This window comes from Flammeovirga pacifica, from assembly GCF_000807855.2.
GTDB classification, from domain to species: Bacteria; Bacteroidota; Bacteroidia; order Cytophagales; family Flammeovirgaceae; genus Flammeovirga; species Flammeovirga pacifica.
The window spans coordinates 2,716,959-2,738,907 of record NZ_JRYR02000001.1; the positions used below are offsets into that span (position 1 = coordinate 2,716,959).

Genomic DNA, 21,949 nt, shown 5'->3' on the forward strand with positions numbered 1-21,949 from the left:
GATTTCTAGCAAAATTATCATCCATAAGCATCATACTTCTTCCACTCTTTATAAGCATCGTCAGCGGTCCATGGATAGCGTTCGGCGGTGCTTTTTAATGCATCAATAAAAGAATCTACATCAGTTGGTCTTTCTGAAACATTAAAACTTACGCTCCTAAAAAATAAGTGGATTAACTCCGTCGGAATATCATTTCTTTCAAAGATATCGTCTTGAAGTAGTGACTGTATAGAATCTTCCCCTTGAAGCATCTTTTGAGAAATCAGTTCCACAATATATTTCCCTGAAAACATGTATAGACCAACTGCTCCTAAGGCATAAATATCTTGACGGACATCAGCATTATAAGGATCATGCAAGCGTTCAGGAGCCATAAACATGGGTGTTCCTCCTATTCTATTAATTTTGGTTTGCTGACTCATGGTGGTATTTTGATCTTTCACCAATCCGAAATCAAGTAATTTAATAGTATCACAAGCACCTCCTTGATTACACACCATAATATTTGCAGGCTTAATATCTCGGTGTAAAAGTCCTTTTTGATGTGCTTCCCTCAAACTATAACTCACCTGAAGCAATATGTACACTCCTCGACCAACGCTAATTTCTTTGTTATTATAGAGTAGATTTTCCAAAGAAATCCCGTCCAAAAATTCCATCACATAATAAAACTGTTGCTTATTATTATGTCCGTAATCATATACTTTTATGGTGTTAGGGTGATTTAAAGCGGCTGTTACCATCACTTCTTTTTTGAAACGATCGAGTGCATCTGTACCATTTAATTCCTTCTTCAATAGTTTAACAGCAACAGGCTGCTTTAGTAATTGATGCTCTCCCTTATATACTTCTCCAAAACCTCCTTCTCCTATCTTTTCGACTAACTGATATTGTCCTAATTGCTGTAACTTCGAGATTTTTTTATTCAGTAAATTCAACTGCATATCACTTCTAATAATGATCACTCCAAAAACGATAATTAGGACAACAGAAAGCAAGAAAGTAACATCAAATAGATAGACTGATTGATAGAATTCGCCTTTATTTCTTTCGTAAATTAAACCAATATTTAAATCGGAGAACCATTTCCAAGCACCAACAACTTCATCGCCTAAATAATCTGGATACCCCTCTAATATCTGACCTTGATTTTGTGGTGTATTTTCTTCTAAATCTTCCTCCACTTTATCTAATAAAGCTGTAGCTCGATTGTTATATTTTAGTCTAATTGTTAGTGCATCGTTGAAGGTTCCTTTTGATTGATCTTTCCATGTACTACTCAAAACTATCCCCGACCGATTAAAAGCATACACATTTGTAGACTGTTCATGAAGGGCATTTTGAAATAATTCGCTAAATGTTTTATCAGCGGACAAACTCATTGTAAGCACAGCTATAAGTTGGTTATTCACCAAAATTGGAGTGGCAAAATGACATTCTGCCGTGTATTGGTCCAACTCATTTTCTAAACTAAATACTTGATCAGAAAGCTCCATTGGAGGCACAAATACAGTCTCTCCTTTGATCACCTTCAAGTAATTTCTATAAGCTCCTTCTGCCAACATTTCTCCAGTGAGAATAGAAATATCTCCGTCTTCATCTAATAACCCTGTACTAATTAAAGTGATAGGACTTTTGGCCTGAATGATACTCATTCCCAAAAGCTGTTCCCTCTGACTAATCTTTTTTAAACGTTGGGTAATCTCTGCTAATTTTCGATCGTCTGATGTAAAATAGTTGTCACCGTTCTTCTCGTACAGAGTTTGAAGTTCTTGTGCAATAGCAATAACTGTAGGAGCAGTAGATAAGTCTTGTACTTTTAATTTTTCGCTTTTAATCCAATGGTTTAGAATAGATTCCTGAGCATCTAAAAATGCTAAGTGCTCCCGAGTTTCATTGGCGATAAGTTTGTTTCGAATAACGCTCCCATAGACATACCCCAGTACAATTAAAAAGGTGATAACAGAGGCAATCAGCCACATTTTCTTATCTTTTATTGGAAAACGTTTCTTTGCTTTTTGAATCGTTTTTTCTGTAATCTCCTTTTGTAATAAAGGTGATGTCACGACAGGTATTTCCTCCTGTGTAACATCACCAAAATTCTCTTGTTCTTGAACAAAAGAAAGATACAGCTTTAAGGTGTATTCCCTTAACTCAGTATCTTCCTTTGTTTGATTTTCTATATATTGAATAGCTTCCTCTTTGGGAAGTTCCATTACATGACTAAATAGTTCTGTAGCTTTAAAATGTAAGTCATCAGACATTATACTTCCTTCGTTAAAAACATTTTGATCCACTGTTTAGCAACAGTCCAATCTACTTCAACAGTTTTAATAGACACTCCTAATTCATCCGCAATTTCTTGCATTTTCATTCCACCAAAAAATTTAAGCTCCACTACTGTAGCCTGACGCTCATGCTTTTCTTTTAGATGTTCAATAGCCTCATCCAAAGCCAAAGCCATATCACCTTTTTCTGGACTAAAAGCAACTGTTTTTTCTAAATCGACTTTATGCCAATCGCCTCCTCTTTTAGCCGTATTTTTAGTTCGAGCATGATCTACTAAAATCCTTCTAATTGCTCTTGCACCTAAAGCATAAAAATGCGTTCTACCCTGCCATTCAATGCTATCTTCGTCCACAAGATTCATAAAAGCTTCATTGACTAATAACGTTGGCTGAAGCGTGTGACCAACCCTTTCTCTTTGAAAAAGTTTTTCTGAAATTAAATGAAGATTATCATATACTAAAGGATAAATCTTGTCTGTTCTATCCTTACTTGTAGTACTATTAAGGATTTGAGTAATATTATTTTTTTCCATAGCGAAAGTGAATTTGGGTAAGTAATGTAATAAATTATACTTAAAAAGTAAACGATGTATATAAGACTTAAAAGAGAAAAGTGTGGACATCAACTTAATGACACCCACACTTTATTTTCACTACACCATTGGTTTTGCGGTCACATCTTTTGAAAAGATTCTATCATAAATCTTATTCTCCCAACCATGATTAATGTTTAAGTGATTATTAGAATAAGGAGCTATTCCTGTATCTTCTACTGAAACATACACCGGATTGGGTTCTGCCTCAGGGAAAGGTAATGCCTGATCTGCATAAGGACAGTTACTTACCACAACATAGCAATCTTTCTCTGCATAAAACTCAACTCCTGTACCGTCTGGAACGGCTGGAGATGGAGACAAAAAACATCGTGTCATTCCATTTTCATCTTGACCAAAACGATTGCCTTGGAATATATTTATGTCGTTTTTATCTGCAAAAAACTGAACAATTCTTTTTCTTTCTTCTGGGTCTTTTATTGCTTGAACTGCCGGTATTCTACTAAAACCATGAATAAAGTTTTCATGACAGCTATTCACGTTTGCCTCTGCTCCGTGCGTCATTTCAATCCATTCTGGACAACAGTGAGCGGCAAAAAACATATGAGCGGTATCTTTATTGTCTAATAACTCATAAGGAAATTCGTCTGCCACCACAGTAGCAATTTTCTCCATGTATTTACTTTGAGTCCAAACACCTGAGAATAATTTTAAGTTTAAACCTTCAATAGGACCATTGTTTAAATGATCACTCCATTGTGATAAATCTGGAGTTACAAATTGAACATCTAAGATTTGGGTTCTACCGTTATGAAGACCAGGACGTTGTTCAAAACGAATTACCTGACCTTTCTTCACTGGAAAAGCATTTCCTGAATGTGGTAAAATTATATCAGTATAAATTTCTTTACGTTTTCCTTTAGTATCAATTACTTGATTATAAAAATCGTAATTTACTTTACACTTTTCTTGGTAAGATTTTACAGGATCTACATCTGCTGAATAATTTGATTTGATTTCTGTTTGATTACACATGATTGAAGAATTTTAAAGTTTTTAATTGTCTTTCACTTACATAGGCGAGATCCACTTTAAAACCCCTAAAAGTTTTTCAAAAAAAATTAAAAAAATTTTAAATCACATTTTTTGTATACAAAAAAGCAGTTCTCAAAAGAAAACTGCTAATCTATAGAATACTAATATTGAGGTAAGAACCAATGATCAAAATCTATTATATATTTTCATTATAATAAAGAATGATTTCATCTTTTTTCATCAAGTTGATTTGAATATTTTTAAAACCAGATTTTTCAAATTCAAAACCATGTGACTCTTTCACATAATCACAAAATAATTGGTACGTCTCCTGACCATTGTTTGTTTTACAGTATTCTTCAAACATATCAGGAGCCCATCCTAAAACTTTTGATAATGCTTTAATATCCATTTCTATATACACCACATTTCCCTCATAGGTGGCTTGTCCCACTTCAAAAGCTTCGTTAAAATTTTCGATAACATTTTTTTTATCCTCAATTGGCTTAATATTATCAGCTAACACAAGATTCGAAAATAGCAATGAGAAAAATAGTATAAGTCCGGCAAATAGTAGATGAAACTTTTTCATAGAGTTTTTATTTTTGATTCACTCTCTTATATCCCAATACAAAAAATGTCACCTACTTTTTAAAATAAAAAAAGAGTGAGGTTTCCCCCACTCTTCATTCATACCTTATTTTATATCAGTTAATCGTTCATTTCTACTGCATGACCAATACCTCTGTAAAGTTCTACAGGCCCCTCAATTTCTACAGCAATTACTGTTACATATTCGTCTGCAATATTTTCGGGAGTATAAATCTGAACAATACCAGGAATTTCATTCCAAGGAGCAGAATCAATCACTTTATATTCTAACTTTTGATTACTTCCAACCACTCTAATATTTTTAATTTTATTCTTCACTCCTTTTAAAGTTGTGAACTCACTTGGCTTTTGGAAATTATACAAGTAAATAGTTGTTTTATCCTCAGACAAAGTGGTAGGACCAAAGAAATGTCCATAAGGTAAACCTGCTACTGTTCCATGTACGGCTTCATCATGCTTTTTCACCCATCTACCAACATCTTGTAGTCTTTGTTTTTGCTCTTCTGCAATAGTACCATCAGGTTTCGGTCCTATATTTAACAATAGATTTCCGCCTTTTGAAATGGATTCAACTAAAGTTTCTACTAGATATTTAGATGATTTATAATCTAAGTCTGTTGGAAAATATCCCCAACTTGAATTCATAGTCATACACAATTCCCAAGGACGATCGGGTGCCATAATTGGAGGATCTTGTTCTGGTGTATTGTAATCACCATAGTGATTTAAACGAGAATTGACAATCACATTAGGGTTCCAAGAAAGTAGTGAATCCTTGATTACTCTTGAAGGCCATTCATCTGCTTTATGCTCCCAATCTCCATCAAACCATACTAAATCTGGAGAATAATTATCAAATAGTTCATGCATTTGATTCATATTAAAATGCTGAAATCTTTGCCAAGCAGACCAGTATTTTTCTGTTTTACCTTGTGGATACAGTTTACGCAAAGCTTTTTCATTTCTAGGAAATGTGATCGGTGAGTAATCAGGATGTGACCAATCACAAAGTGAATAATACACCCCTACTCTCATTCCATTGTCTCTTACAGCTTTGACAAATGGTGTATATAAATCTCTACCTGCAGCAGAATGGTCTTTTGCATCCAATTTCGAATACTTTGAATCCCATAGCGCTAATCCATCGTGATGCTTTGATGTCATCACTACATAATCTGCCCCTATACTTTTAAACAGTTGAGCCCATTCTTCAGCGTCATAATTTTCAGCTGTGAATTGTTCCCCTTGTTTCATGTAGTCTTCCCAAGTTATCTTTTGATGATACATAGACCAAGACTCACTGATACCATTTACTCCATAGTACCCCCAATGAATAAAAACACCCAATTTGGCATCTTTAAACCATTGCATTCTTTCATCATAAGTCTGTTGTCCGAATAGTGTTAATGCCGTAACCGTTGAAGCGATTATCGTTAGTAATAATTTTCTCATTTATTGTTTTAGTTAATTGATAATTTAGTGCTTCAAAGAAATATAATTAAAGAGAATTATTAAATGATTTACAATAAATTAATTGTCAATAGTCTTTAATACACTTAAATACTGTAACCGATTGAAAAGGACTATAACGCAATAATTAAAAAAAATAGAGCATAAAAAAAGCCTGGAAAATTCCAAGCTCTTTAGTCTCATTTTTAATTGGTGTCCATCTTTCGATAGACTATCGTAAACTTTATATATTAAATATATATCAAGTCCGATTATTTAATTTCTTGTTACAAATCTGACTATTATTTTTCAATAAATTGTAAAAAATTTACTTAATAACTTCTAAGGAATTAAAATTATTAGATAAGTACAATCAATTAATAACAAAATACACCCAAAAATGTTTTCACAAAAAAAGACAGCACCTTTTAGATGCTGTCTGATATATATATATAAACTTAAATGTTCTTAGTTGTTATGATTATCCGGCACTGGGTTAATCGGGTTAGTAGGTTCTAACTCAATTGGGTTTGTAGGTACTCCTGCTTCAGGTTGCGGCTCATTATCTGAAGAACATGAAGCAAAAAACATTAAACCTAAAACTGCTGAGAATAATAACTTTTTCATAAAATAGTAAATTAAAATAGTAAATTATTTTTATTGAATCATACTAAATAAAACGCCAATCAATCCTATTTTGATTTCCTAATTCGAATCACATTATTCCTTAAAAGGACCATAATAATTTAGTCTATTTCTCAATTTGTAAGTTGTTACTTCAATAACTGAACAATTTTTAATCTTTTAGGAACGAAAATCATACTATTCAAAATAAATACTTTATTAAATTTGTTAGAACATAATATTATGTGTGATTACTACTAAATTTTTATTGAAATGAAAAAGTACTTATTAATTGTATGCGCTTTAATTTTTTCTATTGCTGCTAATGCACAAGGAAAAGCAGGAAAACAACAAGCTAAAGCAATGAAGTATGCTGAACTTGCTACTGAAGAATTTAGCCTTGATGAAACAAAGAAAAATGCTGTTTACGAAATCAAACTAGAGCAACAAAAAGAAATAATGGGGCTTGCTAAGAAAAAGAAAAGTGGAGAGCTTACTCAAGAAGAATTCAAAGCAAAGCAAAAAGAAGTGAATAAATCATATGCTCCAAAATTGGCTGATGCAATCGGAGTATCTAAAAAAGAACTCAATGCTTTTAATAAGAAAGCAAAAGAGGCCATGAAAAAGAAATAATTCACATCAATTGTGAATAACTAAGAGGTAGCTATGGTAGTTACCTCTTTTTTTGTGAATAATTTCTAAGGACTAACATCAACCATATAATAAATATGTGGATTGTTGACTAAATTTGTGAATAATTAGAGTGGCTTCACACTTCCATTTAAAACTTATCAACATGGATATCTCAAATAAATCAAATAAAGATATTTTTTATCAACATCAGGCACAAACATCTCCTTACCCGCTAGGTATTGAAATAGATTATGCCAAAGGTGTTTATATGTATGATGTAAATGGGAAGTCTTATATGGATCTAATTTCCGGTATAGCTGTCAATAACTTAGGCCATGGACATCCAAAAATCCTTAAGGCCATAAAAGATCAAGTAGATAAATATTTATTTGTGATGGTTTACGGTGAAATGGTGCAAAAACCTCAAATTGACCTTACCAAAAGTTTGTTATCAGTTTTACCAGATACTCTCAATGCTACTTATTTCGTTAATTCTGGTACTGAAGCTAACGAAGCGGCACTCAAATTAGCGAAAAGATACACAGGCAGAACAGAAATAGTGAGTTTCAAACGTTCTTACCACGGGAATACACACGGTTCTCTAAGTGTTTCTGGAAATGAAATGAAAAAAAACGCTTTCCGTCCATTATTACCTGATGTTCGTTTTATTGATTTTAATGTGACTGAAGACCTTCAACATATTACTGAAAAAACAGCCGCTGTAATAGTTGAACCTATTCAAGGTGATGCTGGTGTTAGAATTCCATCTTTAGATTACATGAAAGCATTAAGAGCAAAATGTACTGAAGTTGGTGCTCAGCTTATATTTGATGAGATACAAACAGGCTTTGGTAGGACAGGAAAATTCTTTGCATTCGAACATTTTGATGTTGTTCCAGATATATTAACGATTGCCAAAGGTATGGCAGGTGGAATGGCTATGGGGTGCTTTGTTTCCTCTCAAGAGAAAATGAAAGTACTTTCTCACGATCCAATTCTTGGTCATATTACTACATTCGGAGGACATCCCGTTTGTTGTGCTGCCTCTAATGCTGTGATCAATACTTTAAAGGATGATAAAATTATTGAGGATGTTGAAAGAAAAGGTCAGCTTTTCGAAGACCTACTAATAAAAAATCCTGCGATTAAAGAAATAAGAAGGAAAGGTTTAATGTTCGCTATTGATATGGAAAGCTTTGAGCTTGTAAATGATGTAGTAACTAAATGTATTGAAGATGGCGTAATTACTTATTGGTTTCTTTCTACACCATATGCGTTTAGAATCGCTCCCCCACTAATTATTTCTGATGATGAAATTAGAAAAGCGTGTAAAGTAATTCTAAACGCTATTGATTCATGTGTTGCTGCTAGACAAAAAATGTCTTAGTTCTCTTGAGTTTCGCCATACTTGATTTCCCAATCAAGCATTTGTTCTCTTAACCAAGAGGAAGCTTTTTTCCATTTCTTACGTTTTTGTTCGTTTTGTTTAATTCTTTTCAATGCAAACTCTTTCTCGATGTTTGCTTTCATACTTGTTGTCATATTGATGATAATTGCGGGTGTTAGATAATATTTATTAATGCAAATATAGTACATTTAACACTTAAAACAACTTCTCATCATTCATATTTCAAACAATAATTAATAACAAAGAAAACAACACTTTATCAATGGGTTATAATTAAAATACTATGCAAATAAATTGATTGACACCTAACAAACTAAAGGTACTTTTTGATTTCAATAAGTTGTTGAACATTAAAATCGCCAACCTCTTTTTCGTTTCCAAAAAATATTGTTTTTAATCCATACTCTTTTGCCCCTTTAATATCGGTAATAGGATTATCACCAATCATAATCGCATTCTCAAGATTGGCTCCTGCTTTTTCCAAGGCAAAATCAAAGATTTCTTTTGATGGTTTTTTATGTCCACATGACTCAGAAGTAACCACCACATCAAAATATTTATCCAACCCTGTAGTTCTTAATTTTATTTCTTGTGTTTTTTCAAATCCATTCGATAGAATATGCAATTGATACTTATCTTTTAAATACTCTAGTAAATCAATCGCTCCTTCTATTAAATGTGGTTTATGCGGACAAATCTCTAAATATTCATCGCCTATACCTTCTGGGCATTCCAATGCAGATAAACCAACCATGACATAAGTTCTCGGAAATCTCTTTAAACGAATATCTTCTTTAGTTACTTTATTCACATTATAAAGATCCCAAAGTTCGTGATTTACTTTTTTATAAGCTTTTAGAAAATCATCGATATCAACAGTACCATTTCCAATAGAATAATCTGAAAATAATTGTGTTAAGGTCTCTTCCGAATTTTTTTCAAAATCCCATAAGGTATGATCTAAATCAAAAAATAGGTGCTTAATCTTGTGCATGTTTTTAGATTTCATTCAATAAATTCTGATGTACGAATGTATTTATATAGATGAGAAAAATATTAACCAAAGTAAGAATTAGATCGTCAAAACCCTTCATCTTAGATTTATTAACAAAACAAAATGATGAAATATGTCATTAATCATCATAAATGTAAATTATACACGAATAATTATCTAACTCTTTTATTACCTTTGCAGAAAATTAGAGGATTACATGTGATAGGAAGTACTATTTAACTTCTAGCAATCTAACTACATGTACTAAACTAGAAAAAGACAATAATAAATATATATATGGCACAAGTTGAAATGATTCTTCCAGCAATGGGAGAAGGGGTTATGGAAGCTACGGTATTAGAATGGCTGAAGGAGGAAGGCGATAGCATCACTCTTGATGAATCTGTAGTTGAAGTAGCCACTGACAAAGTGGACACAGAAGTACCCGCAACAATTGAAGGAGTAATCAAGCAGATTCTCGTTCAAAAAGATGACGTGGTTCAAATCGGTGATCCAATTGCTATTGTAGAAACTGAAGGAGCTGATTCTAATGATGAAGATGCCCCAACAGTAACTACTGAGTCTAATAATAGTACTGTAGTCAATAACACATCAACCGACAATAATACTGCACAAGAAATTGTATCTAAAAGTGGAGATAGATTCTATTCTCCACTTGTAAAAAGCATTGCTAAAACAGAAGGTATCTCTCAAGATATTTTAGATACAATACCTGGTACGGGTAAAGAAGGTAGAGTTACTAAAAATGATATGATGAACTTCATTAAAGGAGGAACATCTGTAACTACACCTGCCCCTGCTGTTAAATCTACTCCAACTCCTCCTCCAACATCTTCTAAACCTGTTGCTCCTGCTGTAGCTATGGATAACGGTGATGAGATTATTGAAATGGACAGAGTAAGAAAAATGATTGCCGACCGTATGGTGGCATCAAAACAAATTGCTCCTCATGTTACCTCTTGTGTAGAAGCAGATCTTACTAATGTTGTAGTTTGGAGAAACCAACATAAAGCGGCTTTCAAAAAGAAAGAAGGTGCGAATCTTACTTTCATGCCTATCATTATTTCTGCTATCGCTAAAGCGATAAAAGAATTCCCTATGATTAATGTTCAAGTTGACGGCAATAAAATTGTGGTGAAGAAAGACGTTAATATTGGTATGGCTGTAGCAATGCCAAATGGTAATTTGATTGTTCCTGTAATTAGAAACGCTGATCGTTTAAGCTTAAGTGGTTTAGCCATTGCAATACAAGACTTATCTGTAAGAGCTAGAGAAAACAAACTAAGACCTGAAGAACTTTCTGGAGGTACTTATACTGTTTCTAATATAGGATCGTTTGGTAATACAATCGGCACTCCTATTATTATGCAGCCTCAGGTAGCAATTATGGCTATTGGTACTATTCGTAAGAAGCCTGCAGTGATTGAAACACCTCAAGGTGATCTAATTGGCATTAGACAGTTTGCTTACTTCTCACACTCTTATGATCATAGGGTTGTTGATGGAGCCCTTGGAGGTATGTTTGTGCGTAAAGTAGCTGATATATTAGAAAACTGGGACATTAACCAAAATGTCTAAGAAATACATGATATACTTTGAAAGGTGTTCTATTTAGAACACCTTTTTTTATATTCAATAAAATATGAAAACTTAAAAAAGTTGTTCAATTCAGCAGTTTACAGACAACAAAGAGCAGAATTTTATTTCAAAAATGACCTATTTCGCATTTCACAACAAATTGATGTTCTGTTTATTTATATTTATATAGAATTATCTTTGGATATTTGATTTTCTTGTACGATTACGAACAATGTGTCTATTTTTCGACCATCCAATTGAATACTTTTAAATGAAAAAATCTCCAAAATAAACAATAATAAACTAAACAACAGACACTTACACTACAATGGCATCAGATTAGTAATTACCAAAATGAATTAGAATTTAAATCTCATCACAAAAAATACTGTTATGAAAAACTTAAGAAATATCATTGCCGTTTTATTTGTATCATTAGTTACTTTCGGAACTACTTTCGCTACAAACGATGATAACGAAGAAATTTCAAGATTACGTCAAACAGTTGAAAATGCATCATCATCAGATTGGCAGGTATATGCAAATGCTGCTGAAAGATGTGTGGAATTAAAAACTAATTTAAGTGAGGCATATATTTGGATTGAAACGGCTATTCAAATTGAACCTAATGCATCTAACTTAGAATTAAAAGCAGATTACCTTGCAGCTAATAGTGCTAATGAAATGGCTATTGAAGCATATAGAACAGCAATTTTAAAAGGTATTTCTGAAGATGGTTATGATGTTCAAGAAGCACAAAGAAAAATGCTATCTCTATTGAGATAATAAAAATATTATAATAATCCATAATCTATTTAAAGCTACCTCTATTGAGGTAGCTTTTTTTATATGTTCAATTTAAATAGATATAGTCTTATAAGTTACTTTTATTCTTCTAGTGCTTCTACTTCATCAAAGTACTTTATACGATCAAATTATTGAAAACAAAGACCCCTAATTAGAGGCTAATTCTACTTTATAACATCAGATTTATGAATGAATAAATTGATGTATTTAAAACCGTACACAAATCACCAATAAAAGTATAGACCCAAAAATATTTATAATATTTATAATATCAATAATATATTATTTTAAAAATATTCTATTTTTTCACTTTTGACAATAAACAACATCAATTATTATCATAATCATAATACAATTCTAGAAACACTAATAAACCAATAAAAAATACAGGTTTACTTCTTCTTTAAATCGAAATATAATTCTAAACAATAGTTAACAAACAAAATAAACACACCGTTAAACTCCTTACAAATGATTAAAAACAGAATTTTATTTGGCTAAAAAGAAGAAAAGTGATCGTAAACGAACAATGTGTCCAAAATCGCTACTAAAATGGTGTTCATTTTACAATTAAAAATGAACAATCAGTAAAATTTAACTCGTAAAATACTTGAAATCAATCACTTACATTGTTTTGGCAAGTTTATAGCATTAAAAGAAATGTAATCAATCAATAAGAATTAAGAGAACAAAACATATATCATCATGAAAGCTTTAAAACAACTTCTAGTATTCGTCTTAGTAACAATCCTTGCTGTAAATACTTCTTTCGCTAAAGGAAATGAAAGAGACGACAACGAAATCAATCAACTTCGTGCTTCTGTAGAAAATGCTTCATCATCTGATTGGAAAGTTTATGCTGACGCTGCTGAAAGATGTATCGAATTAAAAACTAATTTAAGCGAAGCTTATATCTGGATTGAAAAATCAATCGAGATCGATTCAAACTCAACTACTTTAGAAGTAAAAGGAGATTACCTTAAGTTAAACGGAGCTAAGAAAATGGCTATTGCCACTTACAACCAAGCTATCTTAGCAGGAATGCAAGAAGGTCGTGATATTACAAAACTTCAAAAGAAAGTTTTAAGATTAAGATAATAAAAAAATATATTGAATTGGAACTTCTATATTTTAAACAGGTCCAGAAATGGATCTGTTTTTTTTTGCTTTACATTTTCTTAGTAATTCCTGTCCTAAATGATATGGTCTCTTTCAATATAGGTTTGTACACTTAAAAGATATATTCATTTTACTCTTATACGGTGAATTACGCTATTGATATTGAAAACTTATTCTTCATAAAATCATTAAATATTCATCTTATCAACAGTGTTAATCTTTGCCTTTTTCAAAAACGAACACAATTTCAAAGTAAAAGTGTGACAACAACATTATTTATCATTTCATCAAAAAAATATTTTTAAATACTTTATTTTTTCACTTTTATCAAAAAAAACAATGATTTATTATAATAATAGCAACACAACTATCATTAGGTTAATAAACGTATAAAAAACGCAATTCAAACAAAGAATAACAACAGAATATAATTCTAAACAATAGTTAATAAACGAAATAAACACTCTATCACAGTAGATCAAATACGCAAAAATCAGAATATTATTTGGAAAGTACTTTAAAAAGTGATCGGTAATGAACATTGTGTTCAAATTTGCTACTAAATTTTAGTAAAATATACACTTAAAATTCACTTCACCCTTAAAAATACATCGCAACAAACTCACTATCAACTACTTAATTTGTTTTGGCAAGTTTATAGCATTACTGTTATCGTAAACAATTAAGAAACAAGAACACAAAAACATATATCAATCATGAAAGCTTTAAAACAATTACTAGTATTCGTCTTAGTTACAATCGTTGCAGTTAATACTTCTTTTGCAAAAGGAAATGAAAATGATGACAACGAAATCAATCAACTTCGTGCTTCTGTAGAAAACGCTGCTGCTACTGACTGGCAAGTATATGCTGATGCTGCTGAAAGATGTATCGAATTGAGAACTAATCTTAGTGAAGCATATGTATGGATTTCAAAATCAATTGAAATCAATTCAAACTCTACTAACTTAGAAGTGAAAGCTGATTACCTTAAGTTAAACGGAGCTAAAGAAATGGCAATTGCTACTTACAACGAAGCAATTTTAGCTGGTATGCAAGAAGGTCGCGACATTACAAAAATTCAAAAGAAAGTATTGAGATTGAGATAATCAAAAATCTTTGTATTGAAACATCTATAAATAAAGAAACCTAGTCTTTTAAGACTAGGTTTTTTTGTGTATTAAAAATAATCAGTTCTAATACTTTTATATTATCCTTTGATAGATTTTACAAAAGATTTGATATCTGTATTTAAATCTTCAGATTGGCCAATCAACTTTACAAATGCAGAACCAATAATAGCTCCATTTGAATAAGAAGAAGCTTGTTTAAAAGAAGCATGATCTGAAATTCCAAAGCCAATTAAACGAGGGTTTTTTAAATTCAACCCTTCAATTCTCTTGAAGTAATCAATTTGCTCCTCAGAAATACCCGTTTTAGCACCAGTAACACTTGCAGAAGATACCATATAGATAAAGCCTTCTGTATTGTCATCAATCTCTTTTATTCTATCTTCAGTAGTTTGTGGAGAAATCAAGAAAGTATTTCGAATACCATGAGCATCAAACATTTCCTTTAGATTACTCAAATACTCAATCATTGGTAAATCAGGTACTATAATACCGTCTATGCCAACTCTCTGTGCATCTTTACAGAATTTTTCTAATCCATATTGCATAATTGGGTTAAAGTATCCCATAACAACAACAGGTACATCTACTTCTTCTCTAAAGCCATCCAATTGCTCAAAAAGCTTTTGCATAGTCATCCCGTTTTCTAATGCCTGCATATTACTTTCTTGAATTGTAGGGCCATCTGCAACAGGATCAGAAAATGGAATACCAATTTCAATCAAATCTGCTCCACCTTCTTGTAACGCTTTTAATACTTTTCTAGTATCATCTAACTTAGGGTATCCAGCAGTAAAATAAATGTTTAAAACATCTTCTTTTTTTCGCTGAAATAGTTCATCGATTCTATGCATCTCTTTTTCTGTTTGATATGAAGTCGAAAGTTACATATTCTGATCAATAAGTTAAATTGAAAACTGAAAAACTGATAATTTGAAGATAAATAATATAGATTTATAACAAGGAGTGTTATTTTTGTATACTTTCTGTGTAATTTTTTAAGATTGATCAGAAAAAAAATATTTTTGTGACCTAATTAAAAGAAGGAATAGAATAATGATACATTTTTGGAAATATCAAGGTGCGGGAAACGACTTTATCATGATTGATGATCGTGATGCTTCATTTGATATTAACGATCATGAGAAAGTGGCATTTTTATGCCATAGAAGATTTGGAGTTGGCGGTGATGGTCTAATTCTTATCCGTTTAAAAGAGGGCTATGATTTTGAAATGGTCTACTTTAATGCCGACGGACATATTGGTACTATGTGTGGAAATGGCGGTCGTTGTGCTGTTAGGTTTGCACATACTTTAGGTCTATTTGATAGTAAAACATCTTTTTGGGCTGCTGATGGAGCACATGAAGCTACTTTAGACGATCAATTATTAGTGCATTTGAAAATGAATCCTCCGGGTGATATTGAGGTAAACTCTGACCATTATTTTATGGATACAGGTTCTCCTCATTATGTTCGTTTTGAAAATGATTTAGAGAATTTTGATTGTGTGACTGAGGGTAAAGCTATCCGTCATAACGAGAGGTTTGCTAAAGAAGGTACTAATGTGAATTTTGCACAGGTAACAGGAGATCAATCTTTAACTGTGAGAACATTTGAAAGAGGGGTTGAAGACGAAACGTATGCTTGTGGTACAGGAGTTACTGCTTGTGCTATTGCTGCTAATATTGAACATAACATGCAAAGCCCTATCCAAATTAAAGTTTTAGGTGGAGATTTAGCTGTTGGTTTTAATAAAGTGGGAGAGAAAAAATATTCTGACATTATTCTTACTGGACCTGCAACTCCAGTGTTTAAGGCAGAAATTAAAATATAATACTATAAAAATAAACATATGAATAAGGCTTAATCACTTTGTGATTAAGCCTTTTATTTTTTAAGAATGGGAGTAAATATTATTGATGTTGTATCAATAAATGTTCTCTTTTGATTACTTGACCACCTTTTACAACATTTAATATATACTGTCCGTTTTGCATTGCGTGTACATCCAACACATGGTGATCTCCCATTTTATTTGAAGATTCATTTATATTAAGTCTTTGACCAGTTCCAATAAAAACCATATTAAATGTCACCTCTTTTTCTTTTGACTGAGGCATAATCACATTTACATTTTGATCGGCTGGAACTGGATAAATCTTAATCTCTTCAGATAAATTCTCCTGATTAATTGAAGTAAACCCTACTAAACATTTCCAAGATTCACCCTTACCATCAAAATCAATTTCTTTTAACTGATATATGATATGACCTGAATGTATATTTTCATCTACAAATTCATAATCTAATGTTGTTTGTGAATTTCCTGCTGCTTGAATAGCATCAGTAACTAACTCCCAGTCTTTACCATTGTATGATCTTCTTAATTCAAAATGGTCTGCATTTATTTCAGTGGCTGTTTGCCATTGAATAACTACATGGTCATTTTCTACTTTTGTGGTAAATGACACCATTTCTACTGGAAGCTCAACATGACCCAAAAATCTATCAATTAAAAATTGAGTATGACGAGCAATTAATGAAGCAAAGTTGTCTGGGTGAAAATCATGAGTCATAAAATTTTTGACAGGCTCATTAATATGACCAATATGGAAAAATTGACCATCATAATGATGATGTCCTCTTCTAATTACAGACCATTCATCGTCATCATCGTCATCATGATGTCTGTGTTGATTAGGTGAATATGGAAGAAAACTAGATTCTCCAGTAACAAAGAATTTTGAAGAAGTATGGTGATGAGAAGAACTTGTTTTTAATTGAACATGATCATTTGTCGTAAAATCACCCGTCACTAACATTTCTCCATAATTATTAAACTGAAAAACCTCGTCATCATCTAAATGTCTTGCTCCATTTAAAATTAAATCTCCCGCAACAACTGTTGTACCTCTATTCTCTACCTTCATTTCTTCATCGTCATGATTGTTATAATCAATTCTCATAGAACCACTAACAACTAAATCACCTTCAATGACTGTTTTATCATCATCATCATCTGCTCCAAAAATATGAATATTTCCATCGACAAATAAAACACCATGATTTTCAATTTTAATATAACCATGATCTGATCCTTCTCTTCTTACATAAGGAGATCGATGATTATTTGTAGAATATATAGTTGATAAATGATCATCTGGATAAATATTAAGATCACCGTCAATTTGAAGGGTATCGTATGCTCTTACGGTTACTCGATTATATCTTCCGCCTTGTACATGAATTACTTGTCTAGCATAAACTTGTTGAGTTAATAATGAAAAGAATAATAGGGAAAATAGCATTTTAATAGTTTTCATAGTAGTAATATTTTGTAACAATGATTTGATTCGTATGTAATTAATACTATTCACCCTATTAACAACCCTACCAATATTAACATTAATTTAGATTTTAAATCAATTTAATAATTCTTAAACAACTAATTATCAACGATGTAAATACAATCAAAAACACATTTTTATTCAAAAAATAGCTCAACCGTTAATATTTTATCAATCATTATTATTGTTGAATTCGACTTATAAACTCCATAAATAAATAAGAGAGTATAGATACAAACAGAACACTCTCTGTAAGAATAAAATATATTTTACTACTTAAGACTTGCAGATGACCCAACATTATTTTAAATTCTATAATATGAGTAGTTATTAACTTCTCATGGCAAAATTATTACTAACCCTGCAAACCAAGAAACGCAAGACAACATGAAGCGTCTCCTTATCATATTACCTTTCATCAGTCTAGTATTTAGCTGTTCCTCTCCAAAAAAAGTGGCCGAAACTCATTTCGATCAAGGGGAATACGAAATCGCTATCAACAAGTATGAATCTTTAGCAAAATCATCAAAAGATAAAAAAGAACAGGCCGAGTATTATTACAGAGTGGCCGAATCTTATCGCTTATCTAACCGATTGACTGATGCATTACCCTATTACAAATTGGCTAAAGATGCCGGTTATCAAAATATGGATATGTATTTCCACTATGCTTATGGACTTGAACTTCAAGGCAACTATAAGAAATCAAAAGCTCTTTTTGAAAGATATGCCAAAGAGGGTACAAACCGTCAGTTATTAAGAAGGGCTAAAGACGAAATTAAACATATCAATACAGTAGATAGTTTATCTCAAAATCCTGATCCATTTATTGAAATCAGTAAATGTGAGGCTATAAATAGTGATCAAGATGATTATTCTCCTATGTTTTTTAAAGATGCATTGGTTTTTTCATCTACTAGAGATACTGACAAGGTTTATCATGGTACAGGAGAAGGTTATGCTAATCTTTATAAATATACTTTTGATAGAGCAGACAGCTGTAATGGTACTGTTACATTCTTTGATAGTTTGATCAACAAACCGGATATTCATGAAGCTTCTGCCACTTTTAATAGAGATGGAAATTATATGATTTTTGCACGTAGTAATACGGGGCATCATAAAGAAAATTTTAAAGAGGTTGATTTATATGAAAGTCGATTGGAAGATGGAAAATGGACTGAACCTACACTCCTTCCTATTTCCAATCCTCAATCTTGGGATGCCTGCCCTGCACTTTCTGCTAATGGGAAAACATTATATTTTGCCTCTAACAGAAAAGGTGGATATGGTGGTATAGATATTTTCAGATCAAAAAGAAATGTGAATGGCTCTTGGGGAAAACCAAGAAATATGGGACCAAAAATTAACTCGAGAGGTAACGATATGTTCCCATTTATTGCTGCTAATGGTAAAATGTATTTTGCTTCTGATGGACATGCCGGTTTAGGTGGGTTAGATATTTTTGAAGCCACTCGTAAAGACAATCGTATCCAAATTAAAAATATGGGTCGCCCTTTTAACTCTTCAGGAGACGATTTTGGATTAGTATTTTTAGAAAAGAGATTTGGTGCTTTTACTTCAAATAGACACGATGAAAAAGGAACTGAAAAAGATCATATTTATTTCTTCTCAGACAAAACACCAATTCTAAAACCTGTCAACTATTTCTTAGCAGGAAACTCTTTTGTAATAAAAGACACTTCAGAAATTGCTTTAAACGAAGTAAACGTAGTATTAAAAACTAAAGAAGGGGAAGTATTAGAAGAAATAGTATCGGACCAAGTGGGTAGATATACATTCAAAACCCAGTTAAAAATGGGTGATGATTATATATTGATTGCTACCAAAGAAAAATATTTCATGGATTCTGTTTACTATACCACTGCAGATAAAGAGGTAGACCAAGATGATCTTAAGGATAGACCTGAAAAAATTGTGGATTATACTTTAGAGTCTGAAGTTGAACTGACTAAAGATTATTATGATGAATTGATTGAAGAAGGGGAAATCACACTAAACAACATTCTATATGATTTTGATGATTATAGAATTCGTGCTGATGCAGCTAGAGAGCTGGATAAATTAGTTACTCTACTACAACAACATACAAATATTAGTATTGAACTTGGGTCTCATACCGATGATCGTGGTTCTGAAAAATATAACATAAAACTTTCTCAAAAAAGAGCCGAATCTGCCATAAACTATATTATTAGTAGAGGTATAAGTAGAGATCGTTTAGAAGCTAAGGGTTATGGAGAACTTCTTCCGGTAGTCTTTAATGCTGAAACAGAAGAAGAACATCAGATAAATCGTAGAACTACAGTCACTCTTTTAGATGAGTTGTAAAATTCTACAGTAAAAAAAATCCCATTGTATTGATACAATGGGATTTTTTTATTGGACTAATTAATTGGCTTTATCATCATTTTCATGCTCCGTTTTTACCCAAAACTTTTGTTTGTCTTTCGAAGCAATTTTTTTCCAAAATAAATAATAATCAGAGTATAATTCTGGAGGATAAATCCCTTTACTCATTTTTAATAATCTGACCACCAATATCACATTATCAGAAACCTTTTTAAAACTTAATTGATACTCACCTACTTCATTTTTAAGGTTAGTATCTTCAGGTAGAGTTTCGATTTCAACTCCTTCTGCTAGATGGAAATAGACAGAATCAATATCTTGATACGGATATGTTATTTCAAAAGGTTGCTTTCTTGATCTATACCTTTTGGGCATTGAATAATCATCGTAATAAGGATATACTTCAATAGTATTACCCGAATCAAAAGCCTTTAAATAACTTCTGATATTTAATGAATAGTTCACTTCTACTAATGGTGATGGATATTGTTTATTATTTTCAACAGATAAATCAATTAGTGAAGAGGCATTCAAGCTGTAATATTTAAGAAAACGTTCTCTCCTATCTTTTTCTTCCATATTTACCCAATCAGAAAAACGATCATATTGATATCCCCCTGCCATTGCTTTAGCACTTAAGGATACATCATTTGATCCTGCCGATAAATTCAGGTTGGTTACTCTAACAAATTCATTCTCTAGTGCTGTATACTTTGTCGTATTTACTAACCTAGAGTTTCCTTCTTCAATCAATAAAGCTTTACGATTACCCGTGAAAGAGCCTAGGTGTCCAAAAGGTGCATCTTGACTAGTACATTCCAGCCAAAGAGTATCTTTTGCGACATTAGGAACACACAAAATAGCATGATTGAACTGTGATGAAACAAAATTCTCATCTACCTTTCGTCTATTTTTACTTCCACCATAAATTAATGCATAATGACTTTTTATCCCTAAGGCTTTAAGCATTGAATAAGTATAGTTAGAAAGGGCCTTACAATCCCCATAACTTTTTTCATCAACAAAAGAGGCTTTCATTGGCTGATAACCTCCAATTCCTAACTGTATACTTATATATCTAACTTTCTTTTGGAGATAATCATAGACAATTTTAGTTTTTTCTAAATCACTTTCTGCATTAGCTGTTAGCGACTTTAGTTCTTTAATTGTAGCCTCAGGTAAATCGTCTGTTGATTGATTTAAACCAATAATCCAATCTCCAAAAGATTGCCAACTTTCTAAACTGCCTTGAAATCCATCATAAGTAAATGTTCTTGGAGCCACTCTAACTATAGGCACATTAGCCGTTACTTCGGGCGACATCTTTTCTGGTTTTGGTAAAGGAGAAGCATTTTCGAAAGTCCATGTGTATACTTTTTTAGGCATCTCTTTTCCCTTAATATCACTTATGTCTTTATCCTTAACCATAGACTCTTTAAACTGTAAAGGGAAATTCTCTGGTACTTTTACATTAAAAGTTGATTTCACTACAGCTAATCTAGTTTCACCTTGAGGAACCCAAGTGGGATAAAATAATATTCCATTGAACTTTTGAACATAAGAATACTCAACAATAGCAGGGTATTTTGTGACCTGAGGGTACCAATACTTTACTCTGTTGTCTTCATAAACCGAAAAGCTACTGATATTACTTTCATCCTTTATCTCGCTCGACTTCACCTTTTCTTCTTTTTTATCACCAGCCTGTTTAAAGGTAATATTTAAAGATTGAATAGGTGAAAGAGGATCATAATGAATGACAGGAACGGCACTGTTGACCCCTTTTTTATTTAAGATCATCACTTTCATGTGATAGCGTTTGATGGCTTTCCCATCATTTTCCACATCAAATTCCAATGATTCGTCTAAAACAATGGCATCAGCAGATGTTAACCATTCCGGGTCTGTTATTTTAAACTGAGCTATAGTATAATGCCCCAAAAACAACAACAATGATAAAAGAAACCCTTTCATA

Annotated in this window: 19 protein-coding genes; 8 read left to right on the forward strand and 11 right to left on the reverse strand. The window is 32.1% G+C overall.

Annotation, left to right across the window (positions count from 1 at the left end):
* Positions 1-17: 17 nt before the first annotated feature.
* From NH26_RS10610 to NH26_RS25440, 6 genes are all read right to left on the reverse strand, one after another.
* Positions 18-2,264 (reverse strand): serine/threonine protein kinase, encoded by a 2,247-nt coding sequence (locus NH26_RS10610; protein ID WP_139263002.1) that lies wholly within the window; start codon positions 2,262-2,264, stop codon positions 18-20.
* Positions 2,264-2,821, reverse strand: a complete 558-nt coding sequence (locus NH26_RS10615) for an ECF-type sigma factor (RefSeq protein WP_044222752.1) — start codon at positions 2,819-2,821, stop codon at positions 2,264-2,266. Before NH26_RS10615 ends, NH26_RS10610 begins: the two co-directional genes overlap by 1 nt.
* A gap of 120 nt (positions 2,822-2,941) precedes the next feature.
* Complete coding sequence (locus NH26_RS10620) at positions 2,942-3,877, reverse strand: DUF1989 domain-containing protein (protein WP_044222756.1); 936 nt, start codon at positions 3,875-3,877, stop codon at positions 2,942-2,944.
* Positions 3,878-4,073: 196 nt separating this feature from the next.
* Complete coding sequence (locus tag NH26_RS10625; RefSeq protein ID WP_139263004.1) at positions 4,074-4,469, reverse strand: hypothetical protein; 396 nt, start codon at positions 4,467-4,469, stop codon at positions 4,074-4,076.
* A 119-nt stretch (positions 4,470-4,588) separates the two neighbouring features.
* Complete coding sequence (locus NH26_RS10630) at positions 4,589-5,941, reverse strand: alpha-L-fucosidase (RefSeq protein ID WP_044222762.1); 1,353 nt, start codon at positions 5,939-5,941, stop codon at positions 4,589-4,591.
* Positions 5,942-6,406: 465 nt separating this feature from the next.
* Complete coding sequence (locus tag NH26_RS25440; RefSeq protein ID WP_158021928.1) at positions 6,407-6,565, reverse strand: hypothetical protein; 159 nt, start codon at positions 6,563-6,565, stop codon at positions 6,407-6,409.
* A gap of 270 nt (positions 6,566-6,835) precedes the next feature.
* Here NH26_RS25440 and NH26_RS10635 point away from each other — a divergent pair, with 270 nt between their 5' ends.
* Complete coding sequence (locus tag NH26_RS10635) at positions 6,836-7,195, forward strand: hypothetical protein (RefSeq protein ID WP_044222765.1); 360 nt, start codon at positions 6,836-6,838, stop codon at positions 7,193-7,195.
* Between the two features lie 163 nt (positions 7,196-7,358).
* A complete protein-coding gene (locus NH26_RS10640) occupies positions 7,359-8,582 on the forward strand; it encodes an aspartate aminotransferase family protein (protein WP_044222767.1) in 1,224 nt (407 codons plus the stop codon).
* On the opposite strand, the gene NH26_RS25445 is transcribed toward NH26_RS10640, so the two are convergent.
* Both NH26_RS25445 and NH26_RS10645 read right to left on the reverse strand, forming a co-directional pair.
* Positions 8,579-8,725, reverse strand: coding sequence for a hypothetical protein (locus tag NH26_RS25445; protein ID WP_158021929.1), 147 nt, complete (start codon positions 8,723-8,725; stop codon positions 8,579-8,581). The two genes, NH26_RS10640 and NH26_RS25445, sit on opposite strands and share 4 nt — an antisense overlap.
* 191 nt (positions 8,726-8,916) lie before the next feature.
* Positions 8,917-9,597 carry a YjjG family noncanonical pyrimidine nucleotidase gene (locus NH26_RS10645; RefSeq protein ID WP_044223137.1) on the reverse strand — a complete coding sequence of 227 codons (681 nt, stop codon included), beginning with the start codon at positions 9,595-9,597 and terminating at the stop codon, positions 8,917-8,919.
* Between the two features lie 297 nt (positions 9,598-9,894).
* On the opposite strand from NH26_RS10645, the gene NH26_RS10650 reads away from it, so the two are divergent.
* From NH26_RS10650 to NH26_RS10665, 4 genes are all read left to right on the forward strand, one after another.
* A complete protein-coding gene (locus NH26_RS10650; protein ID WP_044222770.1) occupies positions 9,895-11,196 on the forward strand; it encodes a dihydrolipoamide acetyltransferase family protein in 1,302 nt (433 codons plus the stop codon).
* 393 nt (positions 11,197-11,589) lie between these two features.
* Positions 11,590-11,982, forward strand: coding sequence for a hypothetical protein (locus tag NH26_RS10655; RefSeq protein ID WP_044222772.1), 393 nt, complete (start codon positions 11,590-11,592; stop codon positions 11,980-11,982).
* A gap of 726 nt (positions 11,983-12,708) precedes the next feature.
* Positions 12,709-13,101: a hypothetical protein gene (locus NH26_RS10660; protein ID WP_044222775.1), complete on the forward strand. Its 393-nt coding sequence runs from the start codon at positions 12,709-12,711 to the stop codon at positions 13,099-13,101.
* 737 nt (positions 13,102-13,838) lie between these two features.
* Positions 13,839-14,231: a hypothetical protein gene (locus NH26_RS10665; RefSeq protein ID WP_044222778.1), complete on the forward strand. Its 393-nt coding sequence runs from the start codon at positions 13,839-13,841 to the stop codon at positions 14,229-14,231.
* A gap of 101 nt (positions 14,232-14,332) precedes the next feature.
* Here the strand turns inward: NH26_RS10665 and trpA are convergent, their stop codons facing one another.
* Positions 14,333-15,106: a tryptophan synthase subunit alpha gene (trpA, locus tag NH26_RS10670; protein ID WP_044222782.1), complete on the reverse strand. Its 774-nt coding sequence runs from the start codon at positions 15,104-15,106 to the stop codon at positions 14,333-14,335.
* A gap of 202 nt (positions 15,107-15,308) precedes the next feature.
* On the opposite strand from trpA, the gene dapF reads away from it, so the two are divergent.
* On the forward strand, positions 15,309-16,088 hold the full coding sequence (gene dapF, locus NH26_RS10675) for a diaminopimelate epimerase (protein WP_044222785.1): 780 nt from the start codon (positions 15,309-15,311) through the stop codon (positions 16,086-16,088).
* A gap of 79 nt (positions 16,089-16,167) precedes the next feature.
* On the opposite strand, the gene NH26_RS10680 is transcribed toward dapF, so the two are convergent.
* On the reverse strand, positions 16,168-17,577 hold the full coding sequence (locus tag NH26_RS10680) for a T9SS type A sorting domain-containing protein (protein WP_044222787.1): 1,410 nt from the start codon (positions 17,575-17,577) through the stop codon (positions 16,168-16,170).
* A 411-nt stretch (positions 17,578-17,988) separates the two neighbouring features.
* Between NH26_RS10680 and NH26_RS10685 the strand changes: the two genes are divergently transcribed.
* Positions 17,989-19,953 carry an OmpA family protein gene (locus NH26_RS10685; protein WP_044222788.1) on the forward strand — a complete coding sequence of 655 codons (1,965 nt, stop codon included), beginning with the start codon at positions 17,989-17,991 and terminating at the stop codon, positions 19,951-19,953.
* A 60-nt stretch (positions 19,954-20,013) separates the two neighbouring features.
* Here the strand turns inward: NH26_RS10685 and NH26_RS10690 are convergent, their stop codons facing one another.
* A complete protein-coding gene (locus tag NH26_RS10690) occupies positions 20,014-21,948 on the reverse strand; it encodes a DUF3857 domain-containing protein (RefSeq protein ID WP_044222790.1) in 1,935 nt (644 codons plus the stop codon).
* Position 21,949: the final 1 nt, after the last annotated feature.